This window comes from Bacillus sp. FSL R9-9492 (assembly GCF_038007365.1).
GTDB classification, from domain to species: Bacteria; Bacillota; Bacilli; order Bacillales; family Bacillaceae_G; genus Bacillus_A; species Bacillus_A mycoides.
Genome location: NZ_JBBOXC010000001.1, coordinates 1,138,687 through 1,160,082 on the forward strand (window position 1 = coordinate 1,138,687; position 21,396 = coordinate 1,160,082).

Consider the following 21,396-nt stretch of genomic DNA (forward strand, 5'->3'; position numbering starts at 1 on the left):
AAAGGGGGAGCTTACTTGAGGAAAAAAGTTGTGATCATCGGCGGTGGCATCACAGGATTAACAACAATGTATAACTTACAAAAAGAAATTCGTGAAAAAAACTTGCCGATAGATGCATTGCTTATAGAAGCGTCTGGTAAACTTGGCGGGAAAATTCAAACCGTTCAAAAAGATGGATTTACAATTGAACGCGGTCCTGATTCTTTCTTAGCAAGAAAAGAGAGTGCAGCTAAATTAGTGAAAGAATTAGGACTTGGCGATGAACTTGTAAATAATAAGGCCGGTCAATCGTTCGTTCTCGTAAACAATCGGTTACATAAAATGCCGAGCGGTTCAATGATGGGAATTCCAACGCAAATTACGCCGTTTCTATTTTCCGGATTGTTCTCCCCAATTGGTAAACTAAGAGCTGGTTTTGACTTATTAATGCCTAGATCAAAACCAGTTTCTGATCAATCACTCGGGCAGTTTTTCAGGCATCGTCTTGGAAATGAAGTCGTTGAAAATTTAATTGAGCCATTATTATCTGGTATTTATGCAGGGGATATTGATGAAATGAGTTTAATGTCAACATTCCCTCAAATTTATCAAATTGAACAGGAGCACCGTAGTATTTCACTCGGTATGCGTACGCTCGCTCCAAAGCAAGAGAAGGCTGAATTGAAAAAAGGAATATTTAAAACTGTGAAAACCGGTTTAGAATCTATAGTAGAATCTCTTGAAACGAAGATTCCTAATGATATGGTAATGAAGGGAGCTCGTATCGAAAAGGTTGCAAAACTTGGTGATAGTTATACGATTACGCTTAGTAACGGAAAAGAAATGGAAGCAGACGCGATTGTAGTTGCGACGCCGCATAAAGTATTGCCATCTATGTTTGCGCAGTATAAGCAGTTTCGTTTCTTCCGTAACATTCCGTCTACATCAGTTGCAAACGTGGCACTTGCTTTCCCAAAGTCTGCAATTCAGCGTGATATTGATGGTACCGGATTTGTCGTATCAAGAAATAGTGATTATACAATTACAGCGTGTACGTGGACACACAAAAAATGGCCACATACAACGCCAGAAGGAAAAACGCTTCTTCGCTGTTACGTCGGACGCCCAGGTGATGAAGCGATTGTCGAACAAACTGACGAAGAAATTGTGCAGCTCGTACTCGAAGACTTACAAAAGACAATGGATATTACAGAGGATCCAGAGTTTACAATTGTAAGCCGCTGGAAAGAAGCGATGCCTCAATATACAGTAGGCCATAAAGAGCGAATGAAGAAGCTCACAACATTTATGGAAAGTGAGTTGCCAGGTGTGTATTTGGCAGGTAGCTCCTATGCTGGTGCTGGTCTTCCGGACTGTATTGAACAAGGTGAGAGAGCTGCAAAGTGTGTGCTAACTCATTTAGAGAAAGTAATGGAGACTGAATTAGTCGCACAATAAAATATAAGAAACGCCTTCAATCATATTGAAGGCGTTTCGTTTGTTATATAAAATACTTATTCGCCAATAAACATATATAAGTTATTTGGCTTTATAACGGCATCTCCTGCATAAATAACCCACTCTGTTAAGTTATCAAAATCTAAATGATAACTATTTCCTTCACTCATATCTTCTATAAAATATGGTTCATTAATGAGTATTCCTTGAATGAAATCTTCGGTAATGTTTTGCATTTCAAACCACATATGTTCACTTTTTCCTTCTTCGTAGGAGACACCAAACTTAGCGAGGAAACGAAAATCTTCATTTGATTGTTCAATGTGAAAAATGTTGCTGAAATACCCGAAAGTATTCTTCGCATTGTAAGCCATACGATCAGTTTCACTATTTGTTTTATAGAACATGAGCCCTGTAGCTTCATCGTGTTCTTTGAAAAAACTTTCAATATATTCTTCTGAAGTATTAAACTTGAATAAGAGAACGGATGGAGATTGATGGTATTCATCTCGGTCATCCATCCCGCCAAGAAATACGTTTTGTGCATCTATTGGTTGTAGTTTCACTTCTTCATCCTCGATTGAAGATAATTGATCCATACTCGTTTTATGCCCAATATAAGATAATCCTTTTTCCCATGGAACAGCTACTGTATGTATAGAACCTTGCTGACTATGCGCGATAACGATAGGCTCATTCATAGGGACTTGTCCATTCTCAACGGCATTATTAGCAAATGTTTGAAAGAGATCACCAATGCCGTAATAGGAAGAAATACGATTTGGAATAATTAATTCTATTTCTGTTACGCCTGCTCTTAAAAGGCCGTGTGTATGAAACCAATATTGCGTAGGCTCACCTTCTTTATCGTCTTCATAAACGGAATGAATAACATACAAGTCAGGAATGTCAGGTAATAATTCATTTTCAACGTGATATTCAATATAGCTTCTAGATATCACTTTCATTGCGGCACTTGAATCGATTACAAATAACAAGTCTGGGGCGAGGTTCCATAGAAACTGTAACTGCTGGAAAAAGCAGCCCAGCACATCGCCTACAAATAGCGTACGAGTGAAAATTTCAGTGCCATAAGCAGCATCTTCAAAATTACGATCTACGATTGTAGAATCTTGTCTATTGTACATTTTATATTCTTCTGGGTCATTCGCCTCATCAATATGCAGTTCATACGGTATGATTTTTTCATCCATATGTAACTCGACAATAAGGCTTATCTCATCACTATAAACAATTTTCAACTCATCAACTTTAGTAGAGATAGTTTCTAGCCGCTGTTTTAACTGTTCAATTGTAATTTTAGTTGGTATAACAGCAATCATATCTGAAAAATGACGTTCTAATGTTCCATTCATAGCTGCGCGGTATGTTTCTATTTGCACTTCCATCCAATCACTCCTATTCAAATGAATCTATTTTACATGCCAATTAAATTTCTATATTTTCTGTTTTCTCTCTCTAACATTATAGAGCGCATTCGTAGAAGGTGTAAAATTATTATTTTGTATTATAGTTTGAAAACTTGTAAATTAAATAAATTTTGTGTAAAACTTGTCGAAATATAGTTCTATATAACGAATCATTTGATATGATAGAAATGTTGAGAAAATATGAAATAGGGAGAGGGAGATGGCTGTGAAGAAATTGTTAAGTGTCTTTTTATCATTAATGTTATTGCTTTCATTTACTGGAACTTTAGCGCAGGCGGAAGAAACTACTTCTATGTCAGTAGAAAAAGCAATTCAAGTATTTAAGCAGCAAGGGAAAACGAAGGGGATAGTGGAAGGATATATCGTTGGGTATACGCAAAGTCCTTCTAAATACACGAAAGATCCGGCTAAGTTTGACGACACAAACGTGGCAATTGCCGATTCGCCAAACGAAACAAATCCAGACAAGATCATGCCTGTTCAATTACCAAAAGGTGATGTGAGGACGGCTGTAAACGTGAAAGATCATCCTGAAAATATCGGGAAGAAAGTTAGGTTGACAGGGACGCTTGAGTTATATTTCGGTAGCCCAGGTTTAAAATCAGTAACAGCTCATAAGTTTCAAGGAGAAGAACAAAACCGCGTTAGCGATGTAGTGGCATCACCAAATGGTGGGGAAGTTGCAAAAGGAACAGCAGTAACATTAACAACGAATACAGAAGGAGCAACAATCTACTATACGTTAGATGGCTCTAATCCTACAAATAAAAGTGTTCGTTATAACGGACAAATTGTAGTGAATGAAAATAGTGTAGTGAAAGCAATCGCTGAAAAAGAAGGGCTTACTTCTTCAGCAGTTTCGACATTTTCATTTATAATCGTAACAAATGAACCAGTTCGTATTCATGATATTCAAGGGAAATCACATATTTCTCCTTACAATGGGAAGAAATTAAACAATGTGGAAGGCGTTGTCACAGCACTTGATAAAAATGGTTTTTATGTAGAAGATAATCAGCCGGATAATGATCCAGCTACTTCTGAAGGTATTTACGTATACAAAAAAGATGCGAATGTAGCAGTAGGAGATCTTGTCCAAGTTGATGGAGAAGTAGAAGAATATGTTGGACCTGGATATGCAGAGCGATTTGAAACAGACTTAACGACGACGGAAATTAAGGCGAGTCGCATTGCTGTAATCGCAAAAGAGCAACCTTTACCAGCGCCGATTGTATTAGGAGAAAACGGTGTAAAAATCCCTGATCAAATTATTGATAATGATGCATTCGGTCTATTTGATCCAAATGAAGATGCAATCGACTTTTATGAAAGTGTAGAAGGTATGCGCGTTACGATGCCAACACCAAAAATTATCGCTCCGCAGAAAAACGGTAATTTATATGTAACAGTAAAAAATGGCGGAGATAAAGTAGTAACGAAGTATGGTACACCTTTATTAGATAAAGAGCAATTAAATCCAGAGCGCCTTTCTGTAAAAGTACCTCGTGATTATGTCGCGAAAGTAGGCGATACGTTCACTGGAGATATAACAGGCGTAGTAGGATATGACTACGGTTCGTTCCGCATTTCGCCAGTAACGGAATTACCATCTGTAGTGGACGGCGGATTTAAGCAAGTAGGGGCAAATATTCAGCCGCGTCTTGATAAGTTAACAGTTGCTACATATAACATTGAAAACTTCTCAGCGAACAAAAAAGAAACAACAGATGAAAAAGTGAAAGCGTTAGCTTATTCTATTAAATATAATTTAAAAATGCCTGATATTATCGGTGTACAAGAGATGCAAGATAATAATGGAGCAATCAATGACGGTACGACTGATGCATCTTTAAGCGCAAAACGTATCATTGATGCTGTATTAGAAATTCGTGGACCGAAGTATGAGTATGTAGAAATTGCGCCGAACAACAATCAAGACGGCGGGGCACCTGGAGCGAATATTCGCGTCGGTTTCTTCTATAACCCATCTCGTGTGAAATTAGCGACAGTACCGAAGTTACTAGATAAAAATGTAGTTCGTATTGGAGACGAAAATCCTTTATTTGAAAGTACACGTAAACCGTTAGCGGCAGAATTTACATTCCAAGGACAAAACGTTGTTGTCATTTCAAATCACTTAAACTCAAAACTAGGAGATGCAACGCCATTTGGAAAAGTGCAGCCGCTCGTATTAAAGAGTGAAGAAAAACGAGTTCAATTAGCACAAGAAGTGAATCATTTCGTACAAGGTATTCAAGAAAAGAATACAAATGCACCAGTTGTTGTATTAGGTGATATGAATGACTTTGAATTCTCTAAACCTTTAGAAGCACTAGAGGGAACGATATTAAAAGATATGTTAAACACAGTGCCGAAAGAGAACCGCTACACGTACATTCATGAAGGTAACGCACAAGTGCTAGATCATATTTTAGTAACAAACAACATCGCACCGCACACAATTGTAGACCCTGTACACTTAAACTCAAACATTATGAAAGAACATGGACGTGTAAGTGACCACGATCCAGTACTTGTTCAAATTGATTTGAAGAAGGCTTCTTAAATAGTCGAGAAAGAACGCTTAGAAATATACTAAGCGTTCTTTTACATTATTAGGAATTCTCACGATAAAATAGATTGAATATTCATTCTTTAATACAGGGAGGTGTAGACATATGGTAGCCCGAATAAACGGGAAATTAATGAATCAGCTTGCAATTTTTTTTAGCATGATCGTCATGCTTCAGTTTGTAGCCGATATAACAGGGCTTACACAGAATCTAGATAGTATGTATTACTTAATAAATACCGCAACTTCCTATATAACGTTTAGTTTGGCGGTTATTTTTACTTTAATCGGTGCAAGAAGAGAATTAAGTAAATATGCAATTATTTTATTATGTTCAGTTGTAGGTATTAAAGCAATTTATTTTGCGACTGTTGTTATTTTATGGGGATTGGCTGGTACGCCGTAAAGGGGAGAGGATTATATGAGTATTGAAAATATAAGATTGATAAATGTAAATGATAATAAGAGCGTAATTCTCTAAGCTAACTTAGGGAATTACGCTCTTATTCGTTCAATTATTTAGTCCGAAATTGCTTGAAACGCTTTTCTACACCGATCTCTTTTTTGCAGTCTTCTTCTATATTTTTTTCTATCCCGCTTTACTCCTTGTATATACATAAATAAGCTAACGAGAAGGAAGAAAGCACATTGCATCGTTAAAATGTACGGTGACATGCCTTGCAATGGTTGTTTCGGATCATATAAATGAATAGGTGCTCCGCCTATTGAAGGAAATATTGTATTTAGCAGGACGTAAGGAATGGAGGCAACTGCAAATGGAAAGAGAATTGCCATATAGTCCTTTTGTGACCATACAGATGCAGCAAGTCCTAAAAGAGCCATTAAACCTGCAAATAAAAAATTAATTCCGATATATACAGTAATGTAAGTGAGAGGCGCATCGAAATATAGGTTTGCGAACATTCCATCAGCATTTATGATGCCTGAACCAATCGTAGGTGTTCCGTCTGGAATGGTTAATTTGCAAAATAATAACGATAAGATGAATGGAAGCGTATAAAGAAATCCTCCGCAAAAAAACGTAACGATATATTTCGTTACTGAATAAGGAAATATAGAAATTCCCTTACTCACAAACGGTTTAAAACCATCTGACTTATCCGAATTGTAACTTGTACTAAAGGGGAAACTCGCAATAACTGGCATTAATAATAAATAAACATCCATTTCATTGTCGCGAAATCCAATCCATTTTAAATCTGTTGAAATAGGTCCACTCGCTGCGTCTCCTAAATAACGAATTACATAGTAATAGTGATAAATACAAATAAGAACGAATCCACTAAACATAATAATTAAAGAAATACGACTACAAAAAGCTTGCTTTATATTTAAACGAAGCGCACGCATCATGACTGAAAAAGCCTCCACTATTTTGATAAACTTGTCTATTTTCTATATTACTATTAAATGTAAAGATTTTCTTGTTTTTTTATTTGATTATTTGAAAAAAGGGAATTTCGTTGTCGTTAAGTAAGGTTTAATCATATATCTTAAGAACACCTTTTCTTTTTCTCTTTTCTTCTGATACACTATGACAGTATTATATAACTTGACTGGAATTTTTTAATACTGGAAATAATAAAAAAGAGAACTTGTCTAGAATGTAAGCGTGTGGTAATATCAAAGATGTACTGATTGACTATATTATCCAATTGGTCATTTTTGGAGGTGACGATGTGGCGATAGATCGAAAACGTTCTATTATTGAAGCTGCAACAAAGTCTTTTTCAGCGTTCGGTTATAAAGCAACAACGATGGATCAAGTAGCGAAGTTAGCGAATGTAGGAAAAGGAACAATTTATACTTTTTTCAAAAATAAAGAAGAGCTATTTGGTGAAATTATTTCTAATTTAATTACAGAAATGAAGCAAGTTGCAGAAAATGCAATTCGTTCAGATATTTCATTTTTTGAAAATGTACATAGAGCATTATATAGCATATTAGAATTTAGAAAAGAACATCAGCTCATGATTAAATTAATTCAAGAAGAGCGCGATATGGGAACGAAAGAAGTACAAGAAGTGATGCAACAAGTAGATGTGGAAATCGTTTCTGTCATTCAATCGTATTTAGAAATTGCGATTGAAAAGGGTGAAATTAGCAAATGTGATCCAGAAATTACAGCGTTTATTATGCTTCGCCTATACGTATCACTTATTTTTGATTGGGAAAAAAATCATGAACCGTTAGAAAAAGAAAAAATATCGGAATTATTCGAACTTTATTTACTAAAAGGATTGTCAAATTAAGATAATCCTTTTAATATTATAAAAAATGACTAATTGAACAAATTGGTCAATCGTATAAGGAGGATGGTTAAATATAATCATGTAGATGAAAATGTGCATAGTATAAATTCGGGGATAAGGCATATGTATGAACAGATATAGCCTTTTTATTTGGGTAAAAATGACCATAAATGAATTTTGGTCATTTTTAAAAAGGGGGATAAATTATGAAATGGCATAAGTTGCTTAGTAAAGAATTTGCAGAGATCATAAAAAGTAAAAAAATATTAATCCCAATCATTGCGGTTTTATTTGTACCGATTTTATATGCGGGTATGTTTTTATGGGCCTTTTGGGATCCGTATGAACAGCTAGATGACTTGCCAGTTGCGGTAGTCAATTTAGATAAAGGTGCAGAACTTGATGGGAAACCAATTGAGGTCGGGAAAGGGCTCGTTGATAACTTAAAAGATAATAAAAGTTTTAAATGGGAATTTGTAAGTGAAAAAGAAGCGAAAGAGGGAATGGAAGGCAGAAAGTATTACATGTTAGTACGTATTCCAGATGACTTCTCAAGTAACGCTACAACGTTATTAAAAGACGATCCGAAACCATTAAACTTAGAATACATTCCAAATGAAAGTTTAAACTTCTTATCTTCACAAATTGGCGGAACAGCAATTGAAAAAATTAAAGGTGAAGTATCAAGCACGTTAACGAAAACATATGCAGAGAAAATGTTTGATTCCATTAAAGACGTCTCAAAAGGATTAGCAGATGGAGCGGAAGGAGCAAATAAACTACACGATGGATCAAGTGAGTTGCATGATGGTTCAAGTAAAGTGACGGATGGCCTTCATACACTTCAAGGGAAGTCTGGGGAGATACAGACAGGTGTAGGGAAACTATTTGATGGATCTGGGAAAGTAACAGCAGGTTTAAATACGTTAAATAGTAAAACAGGTGAGATGCAAATAGGTATCGGAAAATTAGTAGATGGATCCGGAAAAGTAACGAACGGTTTAAATACGTTAAATAGCAAAACGGGTGAATTGCGTGATGGATCTGAGAAAGTGACCGGTGGCTTGAACAAACTAGTAAGTAAATCCGGTGGATTACAAACAGGAACAACTGACCTATCAAATGGTATGGGGAAACTTGTTGAAGGGCAAAGTCAATTAGAGAAAGGTTCTCAAGCGATTCAAAAGGGATTGCAAGATTTAAATAGTAACGTACAAAATTCTGCTGCAGGCTTAGAGGAAATGCAGTCGAAAGTTCCTTCTATATTGAATACAGTAGATGAGAAAATAGATGGAGCTGGGGCGAATGTAAATCGGTTAAATGAACTTACGCAATCAACAGCAGGAGATGCAAAAAATGCAGCGCAAGAGGTAACGAATTTACAAAAGCAAATTGAAAGTTTACCGAAAGAATATCAAGAGCAATTACAACCATTCATAACAAGTGCTGTAAAAAGTACAGCGACAGTTCAGCAAAAAGCTGTCGGAGTAGCAGGTGGAACGAATAAATTAAATGAAGAAGTAAAACAATTAAAAGGCGAAATACATCAAACAACAAATGGACTGCAAAACAAATTACCAAATTCAGAAGGAGTGAAAACGCTAGCAGGTGGTATTGAGAAACTAACGAATGCACAAAATGAATTTGTTAGTAAATTTCATGGATTTGGTGAGGGATTAGATAATGCAAAAATAGGTGCCGATAAATTAAAAGATGGATCAGTTCAATTAATTGATGGAGTAACGCAATTACAAAGCGGATCTGGAAAATTGACAGCAGGATTAGGTCAATTATCTGTAGGAGTAAATCAATTAGCAGATGGCTCAAACCAAGTAACAGGCGGTTTAGGTACATTATCTGTAGGAGTAAATCAATTAGCAGACGGGTCAAACCAAGTAACAGGAGGCTTAGGTACATTATCTGCAGGAGCGGGCCAAATGTCAGGCGGAATAACGCAATTAGCAAATGGCTCTGGCCAAGTAACAACAGGATTAAGTACATTGTCAACTGGCTCAACCCAGCTAATCGACGGAGTAAATAAACTAGCAGACGGCTCTGGAAAAGTGACAGATGGGCTCGTAAAGGTAAATGATGGATCAGGTACACTGGCTGAGAAACTTGGTGAAGGTGCAGAAAAAACAGGAGAAGTAAAAGGAACGGATAAAACGTATGATATGTTTGCAAGCCCTGTAAAAGTGAAGACGGAGAAAATGGCGGAAGTTCCAAACTACGGAACAGGATTCACACCGTATTTCTTATCACTCGGTTTATTCGTTGGGGCATTACTATTATCTATCGTATACCCATTACGCGATACAGTCGGCGTTCCGAAATCAGGATTCAGCTGGTTTATTAGTAAGTTTGGTGTTTTACTATCAGTCGGTATTATTCAAGCAATAGTAGCAGATGTCATATTACTGTTCTGGTTAGGTGTAGAAGTACAAAGTATTCCATACTTTATACTCTTTAGTATTGTTACGAGCTTAGCGTTTATTTCATTAATTCAATGTTTAGTAACAGCATTCGGTGATGCAGGGCGTTTCATCGCCATCATCACATTAATTATTCAGCTTACAACAAGTGCTGGAACATTCCCGCTAGAGTTGATTCCGAAGTATTTACAACCATTTAATGCTTGGTTACCGATGACATATTCTGTATCAGGATTGAAAGCAGTCGTATCAAGCGGAGACTTTAACTTCATGTGGCAAAATATTGGGATACTCATGATCTTTATCGTTTTATTATCACTTGGAACAATTGCTTCATTAACTTGGATGCATAAGCGACAGTTTAAAAATATTGCTGAGAATCAATCGGTTGAAGCTTAAACAAGACCAATAAAAAAGGCACCGAAATGGTGCCTTTTTTATTGGTCTTGTTTTATTGGTTGAGAAAGTTCATTTGTTTTTCTATTTTTACGGAACAAGTATATAACAATACTTATAAGAATAATTGTTGCTACAATCCAAACAAATGGACCATATCTTTCAGCAAAAGTATATAGTTTCATGTTGCTGGAAATGTCCTCTTTTGTTTTCCCTATTAGAATTTCAGAGCCACTATAACCTTCAAGTGTATCTCCGTTTTTTATACCAAAAATAAGAGTGTCTGATTTGTTTTCTATTCCTGTGTATCGGTATCCTTTACCTTTAATTGTTAATTGAGTATCATCTTTTTTTAGTGTGTAGTCTTCGGCGGAAATATCTTTTCCTGACAGTGTAATTGGTTCCATTGAGAAGCGGATTTCTTTTAATGTAGGAAGAGCCTCATTGTTTAGTAAGAGCTGCTTTGCAATATGCTGCTCGGTATCAATGTTTTTCCAATTTGCCTTTCGTCGTTTATATGTATTAATTTCAAGAAGTGCAAATTCTTTATTTTGAAGTTTTTCCTCTGTAATAGGTTGTGTAGTAGTTAATGTTCCTTTTAATAAAATCACACCGTCTTTTGCAGATTGAAATGAAGAGACTTCCTTCGTTTCTTTTAATGTATTGATAGCACCTCTATAATCTTCTTTTCCTAAAAGAACAGCTCCTGTATGTACAGTTAAAATAAGATATAGGATGCTTAATAATATAATAGCTTTTTTCACTATGTACCCTCCAAAGTATGTATAAATGAATTATAACATAATTTACCATATGTAATTGTTAATTTGAATAATAAGTTGCAAATATAAGGGTGATAAATAAATTAAAAAAGTGTGGATGAGAGGAGTAAAAGTGAAAAGGAATTACAACAATTTGCAGAGAAACATAGAATAGAGGAGTTGATACGATGAAAGGAAATCTTACTTATTATTTTATCTTAAATCCGCTAATCATCTTTCTTGTTTAAGCCCTTTCACCTATCTTGTTTCATAAAGAAAAATATATAAATATGAAAGATGCACTAGGAATACTTTTAGTTTACTATGTGCTAATTAGCGGGTATTACCTTATGGATGTTGTAAGTGAAAGCATGAAGAAAAATGGTAAGGACAAACAATAAAGTTTTATTATATAAAAACCGATGGAGGACAACAAAATGACCGAAAGTGAAATGAAATTCAGGGATACGACCATTCATAACTTTTTTGATAAAGAGGACCGTTTAAAATCGATTCCAGGTCAAAAGAAGAAAAAACTAGTATTGTTAGAGCATTTAATTAGCAAGTTAAACGCTGAAAATCAATATACAGAAAAAGAAATTAATGCATTCATAAAACAATATCATGATGATTTTTGTACGATTAGAAGAGAGTTTATTGTGCACGGATTTATGGATCGGGAGGATAATGTGTACCGTATAAATGAGAGAGAAGTATGGAGGAAGTGGGAAGAGTTATAAATGTAATGAGGAAGGGGGATTTTCTTGCAAGCTAGTAGTCTTATGCATGAAGAGATTTCTGGAAAACCATCGATTTTTGGGATATTCACTTCGCCAACATTACAATTCAAAAGGATGAAAAATCAAAGAAATATATTCTTTCCACTAGCCTTTTTAATTGTGCTTATTATAATTTCAAGTGCCTTAATGTCTTGGAATTCTTTAAATAATCCTGCACTCAGTATGTTTCATGATAAAACGGGATTTACTGTTCCGAAATACATAACTTTCTTTACTACATTTGGATTTTCAGCAGTCAGTGGAATCGTAGCTATACTTTTTGCACCTATATTCTATAAGAACATTATGATTTTCTTTGGAGTTGATATTAACTATAAAGAAACATTCCCGATAATCATTTATGCTTCGTTTGTATTAAGGATAGGGATGATTTTAAACGGATTAATTGCATTTTCTCTAAGTGGGTATGAGATATCTTATACAGGTTTAGGTGCAATAGCGACAGATAATATGATCTTGCATACAATCGCTCAAAGAATAGATATATTTAACATTTGGTATTACGTTTTATTAGGAATAGGTTTAAAAACGATAACGAATTTAAATAAAGACAAACTTATCCCTCTTATTATTGTACTTTTCGTTTTCACTAGTTTATTAGCGAGCATGGCTGGGTTTATGCAGGAAATATCTAAAGCGTAAGGATAGGTGGGAAGTATAATTATAAGCTTGTATGAAAAAGGTGGTTTGGATATGGACAAACCACCTTTTATCCCGCTATTTGCCGGGCAGCAAAACTTCCGCCTCAAAATGCGGCTGGAGCAAAGAAGCTAGGTGGGAGATCAACAGCCCGTAAATGCCCGATTAGTAGCCCGCGCTAGTCTTGCATTTTTCTTTGTAGTAAGTCTATGAATTCTTCAATATTTGAACTTGTAATGTATCCCACCGTTATATATTCATCTTCATAATAAAATATTATTTTTTTGTCAAAAATTCTTCTCTTCGTTTCTATAGATACAATTTTTTCATACTCAAATTCGGAAATTAATGTATTTTTATATTGGCTAAAAAAGAGAATTCTTCTATTAGTAGCAAGTAGCATGCCTGGATATGGGACTTTATGCGTATTTACATAGTCAGTAAGTGAACATTTTAAAGTAGATAAAATCTTTTCTTCTTTATGTAGTAGTTGTTTTGCAGCTGTTAAAATTGGATTCATTGCATACATTCCTTTTATATAGATGTAAGGATATTGTATCAAAAGTGAAAAGATTCTCAATATGTAATGTTGCATATTGAGCGTTTTAGATGTTCTTAGTTTGATAGATTCAGTATGAGTCTTTTAAGAAAAAGGTACGAGGTGATTCAGTGATACGATTAGCAAAAGAGGTTGATGCGGAATCAATTATGGCTATTAGAAAAGAAATTATATTATCGGAAACTACTACAAAGTTTTTTATAGTATCTCCAAATAAAGTACCAAATGATATTGATTTAGAAAGAGAAAAGATACAGACAAGTAGTGAAAAAGGCAACCTTTATATAGTTTACGAGGTAGATAGTAAGGTGGTTGGCTTTCTGGTTTTCAAACGATATGAACTAGAACGCTTACGACATGCAGGTACAATGGGAATGGGGATTAGAGAGGCGTATTGTAATCAAGGCATTGGTACGAAGCTAATTGAATTTCTTATTAGCTGGGCTAAAGGGCAGAAAGGTTTCGAGAAAATTTGCTTAGGTGTAGTTTCTATTAATGATAGGGCAATTAAAGTGTATAAACGAACTGGCTTTGTAGAAGAAGGAAGGCAAAGAAAGCAAATTAAATATGAAGATGGATCATATGGAGACGACGTATTGATGGGTTTTTATATTGAATAGAATCCTTATTAATTAAGAAGGTGTATATGCGTTATGGTATGTACATCTTTTTTCATATACATATTGTGAAATTCTAAAAGTAGTGTGTAATTCCCTGCCATTAACAGACTTTTCCCTATGTATAATATTAATATAGTAAAATCATAAGAACCTATATTGCAGTTTCCAATAATATACTATATAATCAGGATAAGAAAACGTTTTCATGCAAAGGGGGAAATTTCGTGTCGACTATCGAGGACGTGGCGAAATTAGCGGGGTTATCAAGGACAACGGTTTCTAGGGTGATCAATAATCATCCATATGTTTCAGATGAGAAGAAGAAAAGGGTTCAATTAGCAATGAAGCATTTAGGCTTCGTTCCTAATTCTGCGGCGAGAAGGCTTCGTAAACAAAAAACAGAAACAATTGCGGTGCTTGTTCCAAGGATTACAAATCCTTTTTTTAGTAGATTTATTGAAGCAATCGAGATTGCTGCTTCTGAACATAAATATAAACTGATTATTTGTCAAACAAGATATTTACCGGAAAAAGAGATGGAGTATTTACAATTATTATCTACGAAACAAGTAGATGGGATTATTCTATGTTCACTAGAAAATCCATGGGAGAATGTGGAGCCATACTTGCAACACGGTCCAATCGTGTTATGTAATGAATATATTGAGGAAGCAAATGTTCCAACAGTGAAGTTCGATCATGCACAGGGTGCATACATAGCTGCCAATCATGTATTAGAACAAGGATATCGTAATCTGATTTTTTGCCGTGGCAACGAAACGAAAGTAGTGAGCCAACAGCGAAAAATGGGCTTTTTACGCGCTATTACTGAAAAGAGTAGAGAAGTGGAAGCGATCGATTTTCTTGAAAACGCTTTCTCTTGGGATGATGGAAAACGAATATTCAATGAAGTATTAAAGGACAAAAAAAATCCTACCGCGATTTTGGCAGGAGGCGACGAGGTTGCAGCTGGAATTATCTCAGAGGCGAAACGCCATGGTTGGAGTATTCCAGAAGATCTCGCTGTGATCGGTTTTGATAATCAAATTTTGGCGCAGATTACAGAGCCAGGTATTACGACAATTGAACAACCAATCGACGAGATGGCCCGAAAAGTTGTCGACTTAATGATGGATAAAATCCATACGAAAAATTATCGACAAAAAGAATTGTATGAGTTTGAACTGGAGCTCTTGGTGAAAGGTTCAACGATGAAGGATACGATGTTATTAGCCTAGTAGACTATGTCTGCTAGGTTTTTTTATGTTTACAAACTACTATTCTTCGTGAACGCAATCGTCACATTTGTTATGGTATGCTTCGTGCTGCTCATCAATTTCCTTCCCGCAATGAGCACAAGTTTTCGTCGGTAAATTTCGGAAAAACTCCATTGGTTGATCGATCATGTCAATCCCTCCATTTCCATTTCTTACTATCATTGTATTAGTACAAAAGACAAAAGTCAACAACTGTTTTATAACAAAAGTGAAAATTAATGAAAAAGTTTAGGAAATGGATTATAGTTAACAATGTAGGATGTAAGTAAAAAACTTTCTCAAGTACGGAAAAAAACGGCATTCCTACGCGGTTTTAGAAAGGATGGATACATATGAAGATGACTGTTGTCGGCTTTTGGGGCGGCTTTCCAGAAGCGGGAGAAGCAACGTCGGGGTATTTGTTTGAACACGATGGTTTTCGTTTACTTGTAGACTGTGGCAGTGGTGTACTAGCACAGCTTCAAAAATATATAACACCATCTCATATAGATGCAGTTGTACTGTCGCACTATCATCACGATCATGTTGCAGACATTGGGGTATTGCAATATGCGAGATTAATTATGAGCGGGGCGAAGGGACAACTACCGGAATTACCAATATACGGTCATACGTTTGACGAGAATGGATTCCGTTCTTTAACGCATGAACCGCATACGAAAGGAATCGCCTACAATCCAGAAGAAACACTTCAAATTGGACCGTTTTCGATTTCATTCTTAAAAACTGTTCATCCTGTTACATGTTTTGCGATGCGCATTACAGCTGGTAGTGACGCTGTAGTATATAGCGCAGATTCCAGTTATATTCCTGAATTTATTCCATTCACAAAAGATGCTGATCTTTTCATTTGTGAGTGTAATATGTATGCACATCAAGAGGCTGCAAAAGCAGGGCATATGAATAGTACAGAAGTAGCAAGTATTGCGAAAGATGCAAATGTAAAAGAACTTTTATTAACGCACTTACCGCATACAGGCAACCCATCTGATTTAGTAACAGAAGCAAAACAAATTTTCAGTGGCCATATTACGCTAGCGCATAGTGGCTACGTATGGAATTCATGAGGTGATACGATGTTATTTATTGATAATAAAGGGATTACAGATCCTAGAATAAACTTAGCAATTGAAGAATATTGTGTGAAGAATTTAGATATTAACGAAACATATTTACTGTTCTACATTAACAAACCTTCCATTATCATTGGTAAAAACCAAAACACAGTAGAAGAAATTAATGCAGATTACGTAAAAGAACAAGGTATTCATGTCGTTCGTCGTCTATCAGGCGGAGGCGCAGTATATCATGATTTAGGAAACTTAAACTTCAGCTTTATTACGAAAGATGATGGAGATAGTTTCAGCAACTTCAAAAAGTTCACAGAGCCTGTAACGAAAGCGCTTGGTAAATTAGGCGTAAATGCAGAACTAAGTGGTCGTAATGATATTTTAGCTGAAGGTAGAAAAATTTCAGGTAACGCGCAGTTCTCAACGAAAGGTCGTATGTTCAGTCACGGTACGTTACTATTTGACTCTGAAATCGATCACGTTGTGTCGGCACTTAAAGTGAAAATGGATAAGATTCAATCAAAAGGCATTAAATCAATCCGTAGCCGCGTTGCGAATATTACAGAGTTCTTAAACGAAAAAATGACGACAGAAGAGTTTAGACAACTTCTTCTAGAAACAATTTTCGAAGGGGAAACAGAAATTCCAACGTACGAATTAACAGAAAATGATTGGAAAGAGATCCATAAACTTTCTGAAGAGCGCTACCAAAATTGGGACTGGAACTACGGAAAATCTCCGAAGTTCAACTTACAACATTCACACCGCTTCCCAGTTGGACAAGTTGACGTTCGTCTTGAAGTGAAAAAAGGAACAGTAACAGAATGTAAAATTTACGGTGACTTCTTCGGCTCACTAGATGTGCATGACATTGAAGAGCGTCTAACAGGTGTACAATTTGATAAAGATGCATTCACTGTAGCTTTAGAAGGCGTAGATATCGTACGCTATTTCGGTAATATTACAACAGAAGATTTCTTGCATTTATTCTTCTAAAAGAAGAAGCCATCCCGAAATATCTTTTGGGATGGCTTTTTTTATTATGAATTCATTTACCGTTAAAAGCGTCGGTAAAAACATCTACTAGCAGGACATTCTTTTATTATAAAGGAAGTATATATAATTAAAGGAGGATGATCGAAATGAAAAGGATAATACACTTTATATTATTGATCAGCTTCGTTATTGGAATGACAGCTTGTAACGATGAAACTTCTTCAAACCGTACGACTTTGTCTATTGGAAAGCCAGCGAAGGATAATGTCATATATTATACGCATACAAATAACAAACAAAAAATAAATGATATACAAACTATGTTTCAAAATAAGAAATGGAAAAGAAATGAAACGTTTAGTAGCGTTAATAAAACGCCAGATGTTGTCTTTTCGATAGATGAAGACAATAAAGGATTACCGACACTATATGTTACAGTCTACTTGCATGAAAATGGAGCGGACGCTCTCAATTTGTATGGAGAGTATACGGCTTTAAATAAAGAGGAAGTTGAAAAACTTAGAGAGAAGATGAGTGCATATTATCCTAAAATGATTTTAGCTACAGTTTAACTATATGTTTGTACCTGTTTTTTTTACATATAATTCTCGTATCTTACTAAAGTATTCTGGAAGAAAGTGGTTTATGTATATTCGATTAATAGAATATCACTTGCTACTTTAATTTTCTTTTAATATAATTAATTTAGAATTTTTAAATATTCTAAATTTTATAAAGGTGGGGTTTGTGTGAATCTCGTTCAATCTTTGGCTGAAACGGCAAAAAAGAAGGGGGATAAACCGGCGTACATATTTATGGATCAGTCGGTCTCTTATGACCAATTAAACAAAGTGGTCACTAGGTTTTCTAGTAATTTAGCAAAAATGGGCATTGGAAAAGGGGACAATGTCGCATTAGCTGTAGGCAATTCACCACATTTTTTAGTAGGTTTATACGGAACGATGAAAGCCGGAGCAACTGTCATTCCGATTAATCCAATTTATACAGCAGACGAAATACATTACATATTACAAAATGGAGATGTAAAAACAATTATCGTACTCGACGTCCTTCTACCTGTTATACAATCTCTTACAACAAGACTTCCTTCACTTGAAAATATCATCATATGCGAAACCTCATCAGATTTTACTCATACAGAAACTGAAAAAATGAAAACGTTTACTAGTTGTATAGGAACTGGAGATGTAACTTACGAAGGTCCTGAACTAGATGAAGAAGATGTAGCTGTTATTTTATACACTTCAGGTACAACTGGAAAGCCAAAAGGCGCTATGTTAACACATAAAAATTTATATAGTAATGCTAGCGATGTGGCATCGTATTTACAATATACTGCGGACGATCGCGTCGTTGCGGCACTGCCGATGTTCCATGTGTTCTGTTTAACAGTCGCAGTAAATGCGCCGATTGTTAATGGTGCGACAATTTTAATGTTACCGAAGTTTAGTCCGAAAGAAGTATTCCGTATTTGTCGCACGTACGAACCAACGATTTTTGCGGGTGTACCGACAATGTACAATTATTTATATTTATTCGAAGAAGCAAGCGCAGAAGATGTGAAGACGCTTCGCCTTTGTATTTCAGGTGGTGCGTCAATGCCTGTTGCCCTTCTCCAAAACTTTGAAAACCGTTTTGACGTTATCGTTTCAGAAGGATACGGTTTATCAGAAGCATCACCAGTTACTTGTTTTAATCCATTAGATCGTCCTCGTAAACCAGGTTCGATTGGTACAAATATTTGGCACGTAGAAAATAAAATTGTGAACGAACTTGGGGAAGAAGTACCTGTTGGTGCAGTTGGGGAATTAATTGTTCGCGGACCTAACGTTATGAAGGGTTACTATAATGCACCAGAAGATACTACGGCGACAATTAAAGATGGCTGGCTATATACAGGAGACTTAGCGAAAATGGATGAAGAAGGTTACTTCTATATCGTCGATCGCAAAAAAGATATTGTTTTAGTTGGCGGTTATAACGTATATCCTCGTGAAGTAGAGGAAGTATTATATACTCATGATTCGGTAGCTGAAGTTGTCGTAATCGGTGTTCCTGATGAAAACTTAGGAGAAGCAGTGCGAGCTTACGTCGTTCTGAAACAAACGAGCGTAACAGAAGAAGAGCTTATGCATTACTGCACGTTACATTTAGCGAAATATAAAGTGCCAATGAGCATTGAGTTTTTAACAGAATTGCCGAAGAATACAACTGGTAAGTTGTTACGAAGAGCTTTGAGAGAGAAGGCATTGCAAGTATAAAAATAAAGATATCCATCTCTATGACTACATGTTTAGAGATGGATATCTTTTTGTCCCAAAAAGCTGGATTAGTTTGGATGGACAAAATTCTTACTCATTAAAGTTTCACGTTATTTTTTAGAATTGGTTAAGCTATAAGCCCATATATTTAAACCGTAATATGAACAATAAGGAGGAGATATACGTGGAGCGGAAGGAATTACGCTTACGGAAAGTGCAATATCTTATTTGTGACATTATGGATGAAATGAATATGGAGAGGGAAAAGAAGAACTTAGAAACATTGCAAAAGGTAATTGATCACCTTTCAGGGGCGATTGGGGATTTAGTAGATCCATCGAGTACGTATTCGTTGGACTATTTAGAGAGAAAAGTGCATACGGCTCATTATTTATTGTTTAAAAATGACCGGAAAGCGTATTTATGTAGAAAATAAAAAAGATTGGCTTTTATTTATCCATCATAATTATCATATTGATAATCATTATCAATATGATAATTATGATGGATAAATGAATATAAAAGGAAATGTCATATTGATAATGATTAAAAAAGATTTATTCGTATATTTGTATAAGCCCCCGAAGTGATAATTAGAAATTCCAAGTTGACACATATGAATTACGGAATTAAAATGAAAAGAAATCAAACAGAATACAATAGAAGCTCATCAGAGAAACTGAAGGCGCACAACGTTCACTTTTGTGAATAGATTGTGTGCCTTTTTCTATTGTACAAACTAAGGGGGCTATATATATGAAACAGTGGAGTAAGACAGCATTAATGAAAAGTACAGGTGTTTTATTATCAGCATTTGTTCTTTTGTCAGGTTGTGGTTCGGCAACATCCACTAACAATTCTGAAGGAAGTGCAGATAAGAAGACAGTCGAACTTTTAAATGTTTCATATGATCCAACGCGTGAGTTATATCAAGATTTCAATAAAGACTTTGCGAAGTATTGGAAAGAGAAGCATGGTCAAACAGTAAATGTAAAGCAATCACACGGGGGATCTGGAAGTCAGGCACGCTCCGTTATTGACGGTTTAGAAGCAGACGTTGTAACACTAGCGCTCGCTTATGATATTGACGCGATTAGTAAGAAGAAACAACTAGCAGAAGATTGGCAGAAGCGACTTGCGGATAATTCTACTCCGTATACATCAACGATTGTATTTCTTGTTAGAAAAGGAAACCCGAAAGGAATTAAAGATTGGGATGATTTAACGAAAAAAGGTGTGTCTGTCATTACACCAAACCCGAAAACATCTGGGGGAGCACGGTGGAACTATTTAGGGGCGTGGGGATACGCACTAAAGAAATATAACAATAGTGAAGATAAGGCGAAAGAATTTGTTGGCCAAATTTATAAAAACGTAGAAGTACTAGATTCAGGAGCACGCGGGGCAACGACGACTTTCGTTGAAAAAGGAATTGGTGACGTGTTAATCGCTTGGGAAAATGAAGCGTTATTATCACAAAAAGAACTTGGAAAAGATAAATTCGAAATTGTAACACCTTCGATTAGTATACTTGCCGAGCCGCCAGTAGCAGTTGTAGACAAAGTCGTTGATAAAAAAGGAACGAAAAAAGTAGCAGAAGGATATCTTGAATATTTGTATTCAGAAAAGGGGCAAGAAATTGCGGCGAAAAACTTTTACCGCCCTCGTAATGAAAAAGTAGCAGAGAAGTATGCATCACAATTTCCGAAAGTTCAATTATTTACAGTAGATGAACTATTTGGAGGCTGGAAAAAAGCACAAGAAAAGCATTTTAATGATGGCGGCGTATTCGATCAAATGTATAAAAAATAAGGGGGGATGAGGTGACGTT

General features: G+C 35.7%; 20 protein-coding genes and 1 pseudogene. 16 read left to right on the forward strand and 5 right to left on the reverse strand.

Translation table 11 applies throughout. From position 1 onward, the window contains the following. Positions 1–15 precede the first annotated feature (15 nt). Positions 16–1,437 (forward strand): protoporphyrinogen oxidase, encoded by a 1,422-nt coding sequence (gene hemY / locus MKY70_RS05755; RefSeq protein ID WP_341023630.1) that lies wholly within the window; start codon positions 16–18, stop codon positions 1,435–1,437. A gap of 56 nt (positions 1,438–1,493) precedes the next feature. On the opposite strand, the gene MKY70_RS05760 is transcribed toward hemY, so the two are convergent. Then, entirely contained in the window at positions 1,494–2,846 is a 1,353-nt protein-coding gene (locus MKY70_RS05760) for a DUF4026 domain-containing protein (RefSeq protein ID WP_341023632.1), read from the reverse strand. A gap of 241 nt (positions 2,847–3,087) precedes the next feature. Here MKY70_RS05760 and MKY70_RS05765 point away from each other — a divergent pair, with 241 nt between their 5' ends. Both MKY70_RS05765 and MKY70_RS05770 read left to right on the forward strand, forming a co-directional pair. Further along, a complete protein-coding gene (locus MKY70_RS05765) occupies positions 3,088–5,454 on the forward strand; it encodes a DUF6359 domain-containing protein (RefSeq protein WP_341023634.1) in 2,367 nt (788 codons plus the stop codon). 112 nt (positions 5,455–5,566) lie between these two features. Beyond that, a complete protein-coding gene (locus MKY70_RS05770; protein WP_002140745.1) occupies positions 5,567–5,866 on the forward strand; it encodes a hypothetical protein in 300 nt (99 codons plus the stop codon). A gap of 113 nt (positions 5,867–5,979) precedes the next feature. Here the strand turns inward: MKY70_RS05770 and MKY70_RS05775 are convergent, their stop codons facing one another. After that, complete coding sequence (locus MKY70_RS05775; RefSeq protein WP_016119777.1) at positions 5,980–6,834, reverse strand: hypothetical protein; 855 nt, start codon at positions 6,832–6,834, stop codon at positions 5,980–5,982. Positions 6,835–7,160: 326 nt separating this feature from the next. On the opposite strand from MKY70_RS05775, the gene MKY70_RS05780 reads away from it, so the two are divergent. Further along, on the forward strand, positions 7,161–7,733 hold the full coding sequence (locus tag MKY70_RS05780; RefSeq protein ID WP_000963368.1) for a TetR/AcrR family transcriptional regulator: 573 nt from the start codon (positions 7,161–7,163) through the stop codon (positions 7,731–7,733). A 206-nt stretch (positions 7,734–7,939) separates the two neighbouring features. After that, positions 7,940–10,564: a YhgE/Pip domain-containing protein gene (locus tag MKY70_RS05785; RefSeq protein WP_341074477.1), complete on the forward strand. Its 2,625-nt coding sequence runs from the start codon at positions 7,940–7,942 to the stop codon at positions 10,562–10,564. A gap of 38 nt (positions 10,565–10,602) precedes the next feature. On the opposite strand, the gene MKY70_RS05790 is transcribed toward MKY70_RS05785, so the two are convergent. Further along, positions 10,603–11,325 (reverse strand): hypothetical protein, encoded by a 723-nt coding sequence (locus MKY70_RS05790; protein WP_341023638.1) that lies wholly within the window; start codon positions 11,323–11,325, stop codon positions 10,603–10,605. A gap of 185 nt (positions 11,326–11,510) precedes the next feature. On the opposite strand from MKY70_RS05790, the pseudogene MKY70_RS05795 reads away from it, so the two are divergent. The 3 genes and pseudogenes from MKY70_RS05795 to MKY70_RS05805 all read left to right on the forward strand — a co-directional run bounded on the left by MKY70_RS05795 (position 11,511) and on the right by MKY70_RS05805 (position 12,764). After that, positions 11,511–11,723 (forward strand): annotated as a pseudogene (locus MKY70_RS05795) (hypothetical protein). 36 nt (positions 11,724–11,759) lie between these two features. Then, complete coding sequence (locus MKY70_RS05800) at positions 11,760–12,062, forward strand: DUF2087 domain-containing protein (RefSeq protein WP_140152299.1); 303 nt, start codon at positions 11,760–11,762, stop codon at positions 12,060–12,062. A 24-nt stretch (positions 12,063–12,086) separates the two neighbouring features. Then, positions 12,087–12,764: a Yip1 family protein gene (locus MKY70_RS05805; protein WP_341023640.1), complete on the forward strand. Its 678-nt coding sequence runs from the start codon at positions 12,087–12,089 to the stop codon at positions 12,762–12,764. A gap of 175 nt (positions 12,765–12,939) precedes the next feature. Here the strand turns inward: MKY70_RS05805 and MKY70_RS05810 are convergent, their stop codons facing one another. Next, positions 12,940–13,290 (reverse strand): PH domain-containing protein, encoded by a 351-nt coding sequence (locus MKY70_RS05810; protein WP_445662075.1) that lies wholly within the window; start codon positions 13,288–13,290, stop codon positions 12,940–12,942. A gap of 140 nt (positions 13,291–13,430) precedes the next feature. On the opposite strand from MKY70_RS05810, the gene MKY70_RS05815 reads away from it, so the two are divergent. Together MKY70_RS05815 and MKY70_RS05820 are read left to right on the forward strand one after the other, a co-directional pair. Further along, positions 13,431–13,940 carry a GNAT family N-acetyltransferase gene (locus MKY70_RS05815; RefSeq protein ID WP_341023643.1) on the forward strand — a complete coding sequence of 170 codons (510 nt, stop codon included), beginning with the start codon at positions 13,431–13,433 and terminating at the stop codon, positions 13,938–13,940. Positions 13,941–14,164: 224 nt separating this feature from the next. Further along, the gene (locus MKY70_RS05820) at positions 14,165–15,178 is read left to right on the forward strand and encodes a LacI family DNA-binding transcriptional regulator (protein WP_002087115.1); all 1,014 of its coding nucleotides are present in this window, start codon (positions 14,165–14,167) and stop codon (positions 15,176–15,178) included. Between the two features lie 39 nt (positions 15,179–15,217). Here the strand turns inward: MKY70_RS05820 and yhfH are convergent, their stop codons facing one another. Beyond that, positions 15,218–15,346, reverse strand: a complete 129-nt coding sequence (yhfH, locus tag MKY70_RS05825; protein ID WP_000567010.1) for a protein YhfH — start codon at positions 15,344–15,346, stop codon at positions 15,218–15,220. A gap of 203 nt (positions 15,347–15,549) precedes the next feature. Here yhfH and MKY70_RS05830 point away from each other — a divergent pair, with 203 nt between their 5' ends. The 6 genes from MKY70_RS05830 to MKY70_RS05855 all read left to right on the forward strand — a co-directional run bounded on the left by MKY70_RS05830 (position 15,550) and on the right by MKY70_RS05855 (position 21,377). Next, positions 15,550–16,284: an MBL fold metallo-hydrolase gene (locus MKY70_RS05830; RefSeq protein ID WP_078176969.1), complete on the forward strand. Its 735-nt coding sequence runs from the start codon at positions 15,550–15,552 to the stop codon at positions 16,282–16,284. A 9-nt stretch (positions 16,285–16,293) separates the two neighbouring features. Then, entirely contained in the window at positions 16,294–17,283 is a 990-nt protein-coding gene (locus tag MKY70_RS05835) for a lipoate--protein ligase (RefSeq protein WP_002030357.1), read from the forward strand. A gap of 146 nt (positions 17,284–17,429) precedes the next feature. Beyond that, positions 17,430–17,855: a hypothetical protein gene (locus tag MKY70_RS05840; protein WP_341023646.1), complete on the forward strand. Its 426-nt coding sequence runs from the start codon at positions 17,430–17,432 to the stop codon at positions 17,853–17,855. A 177-nt stretch (positions 17,856–18,032) separates the two neighbouring features. Continuing rightward, positions 18,033–19,565, forward strand: coding sequence for a fatty acid--CoA ligase family protein (locus tag MKY70_RS05845; RefSeq protein ID WP_341023648.1), 1,533 nt, complete (start codon positions 18,033–18,035; stop codon positions 19,563–19,565). Between the two features lie 184 nt (positions 19,566–19,749). After that, the gene (locus MKY70_RS05850; RefSeq protein ID WP_341023649.1) at positions 19,750–20,001 is read left to right on the forward strand and encodes a hypothetical protein; all 252 of its coding nucleotides are present in this window, start codon (positions 19,750–19,752) and stop codon (positions 19,999–20,001) included. Positions 20,002–20,321: 320 nt separating this feature from the next. Continuing rightward, positions 20,322–21,377 carry a sulfate ABC transporter substrate-binding protein gene (locus MKY70_RS05855; RefSeq protein WP_002011197.1) on the forward strand — a complete coding sequence of 352 codons (1,056 nt, stop codon included), beginning with the start codon at positions 20,322–20,324 and terminating at the stop codon, positions 21,375–21,377. Positions 21,378–21,396: the final 19 nt, after the last annotated feature.

Excerpts from the sequence above, each read along its gene's own strand:
- MKY70_RS05760 (WP_341023632.1), bottom strand. The coding sequence starts at position 2,846 with ATGGAAGTGCAAATAGAAACATACCGCGCAGCTATGAATGGAACATTA.
- MKY70_RS05765 (WP_341023634.1), top strand. The coding sequence starts at position 3,088 with ATGGCTGTGAAGAAATTGTTAAGTGTCTTTTTATCATTAATGTTATTG.
- MKY70_RS05770 (WP_002140745.1), top strand. The coding sequence starts at position 5,567 with ATGGTAGCCCGAATAAACGGGAAATTAATGAATCAGCTTGCAATTTTT.
- MKY70_RS05775 (WP_016119777.1), bottom strand. The coding sequence starts at position 6,834 with ATGATGCGTGCGCTTCGTTTAAATATAAAGCAAGCTTTTTGTAGTCGT.
- MKY70_RS05785 (WP_341074477.1), top strand. The coding sequence starts at position 7,940 with ATGAAATGGCATAAGTTGCTTAGTAAAGAATTTGCAGAGATCATAAAA.
- MKY70_RS05800 (WP_140152299.1), top strand. The coding sequence starts at position 11,760 with ATGACCGAAAGTGAAATGAAATTCAGGGATACGACCATTCATAACTTT.
- MKY70_RS05810 (WP_445662075.1), bottom strand. The coding sequence starts at position 13,290 with ATGTATGCAATGAATCCAATTTTAACAGCTGCAAAACAACTACTACAT.
- yhfH (WP_000567010.1), bottom strand. The coding sequence starts at position 15,346 with ATGATCGATCAACCAATGGAGTTTTTCCGAAATTTACCGACGAAAACT.
- MKY70_RS05830 (WP_078176969.1), top strand. The coding sequence starts at position 15,550 with ATGAAGATGACTGTTGTCGGCTTTTGGGGCGGCTTTCCAGAAGCGGGA.
- MKY70_RS05835 (WP_002030357.1), top strand. The coding sequence starts at position 16,294 with ATGTTATTTATTGATAATAAAGGGATTACAGATCCTAGAATAAACTTA.
- MKY70_RS05840 (WP_341023646.1), top strand. The coding sequence starts at position 17,430 with ATGAAAAGGATAATACACTTTATATTATTGATCAGCTTCGTTATTGGA.
- MKY70_RS05855 (WP_002011197.1), top strand. The coding sequence starts at position 20,322 with ATGAAACAGTGGAGTAAGACAGCATTAATGAAAAGTACAGGTGTTTTA.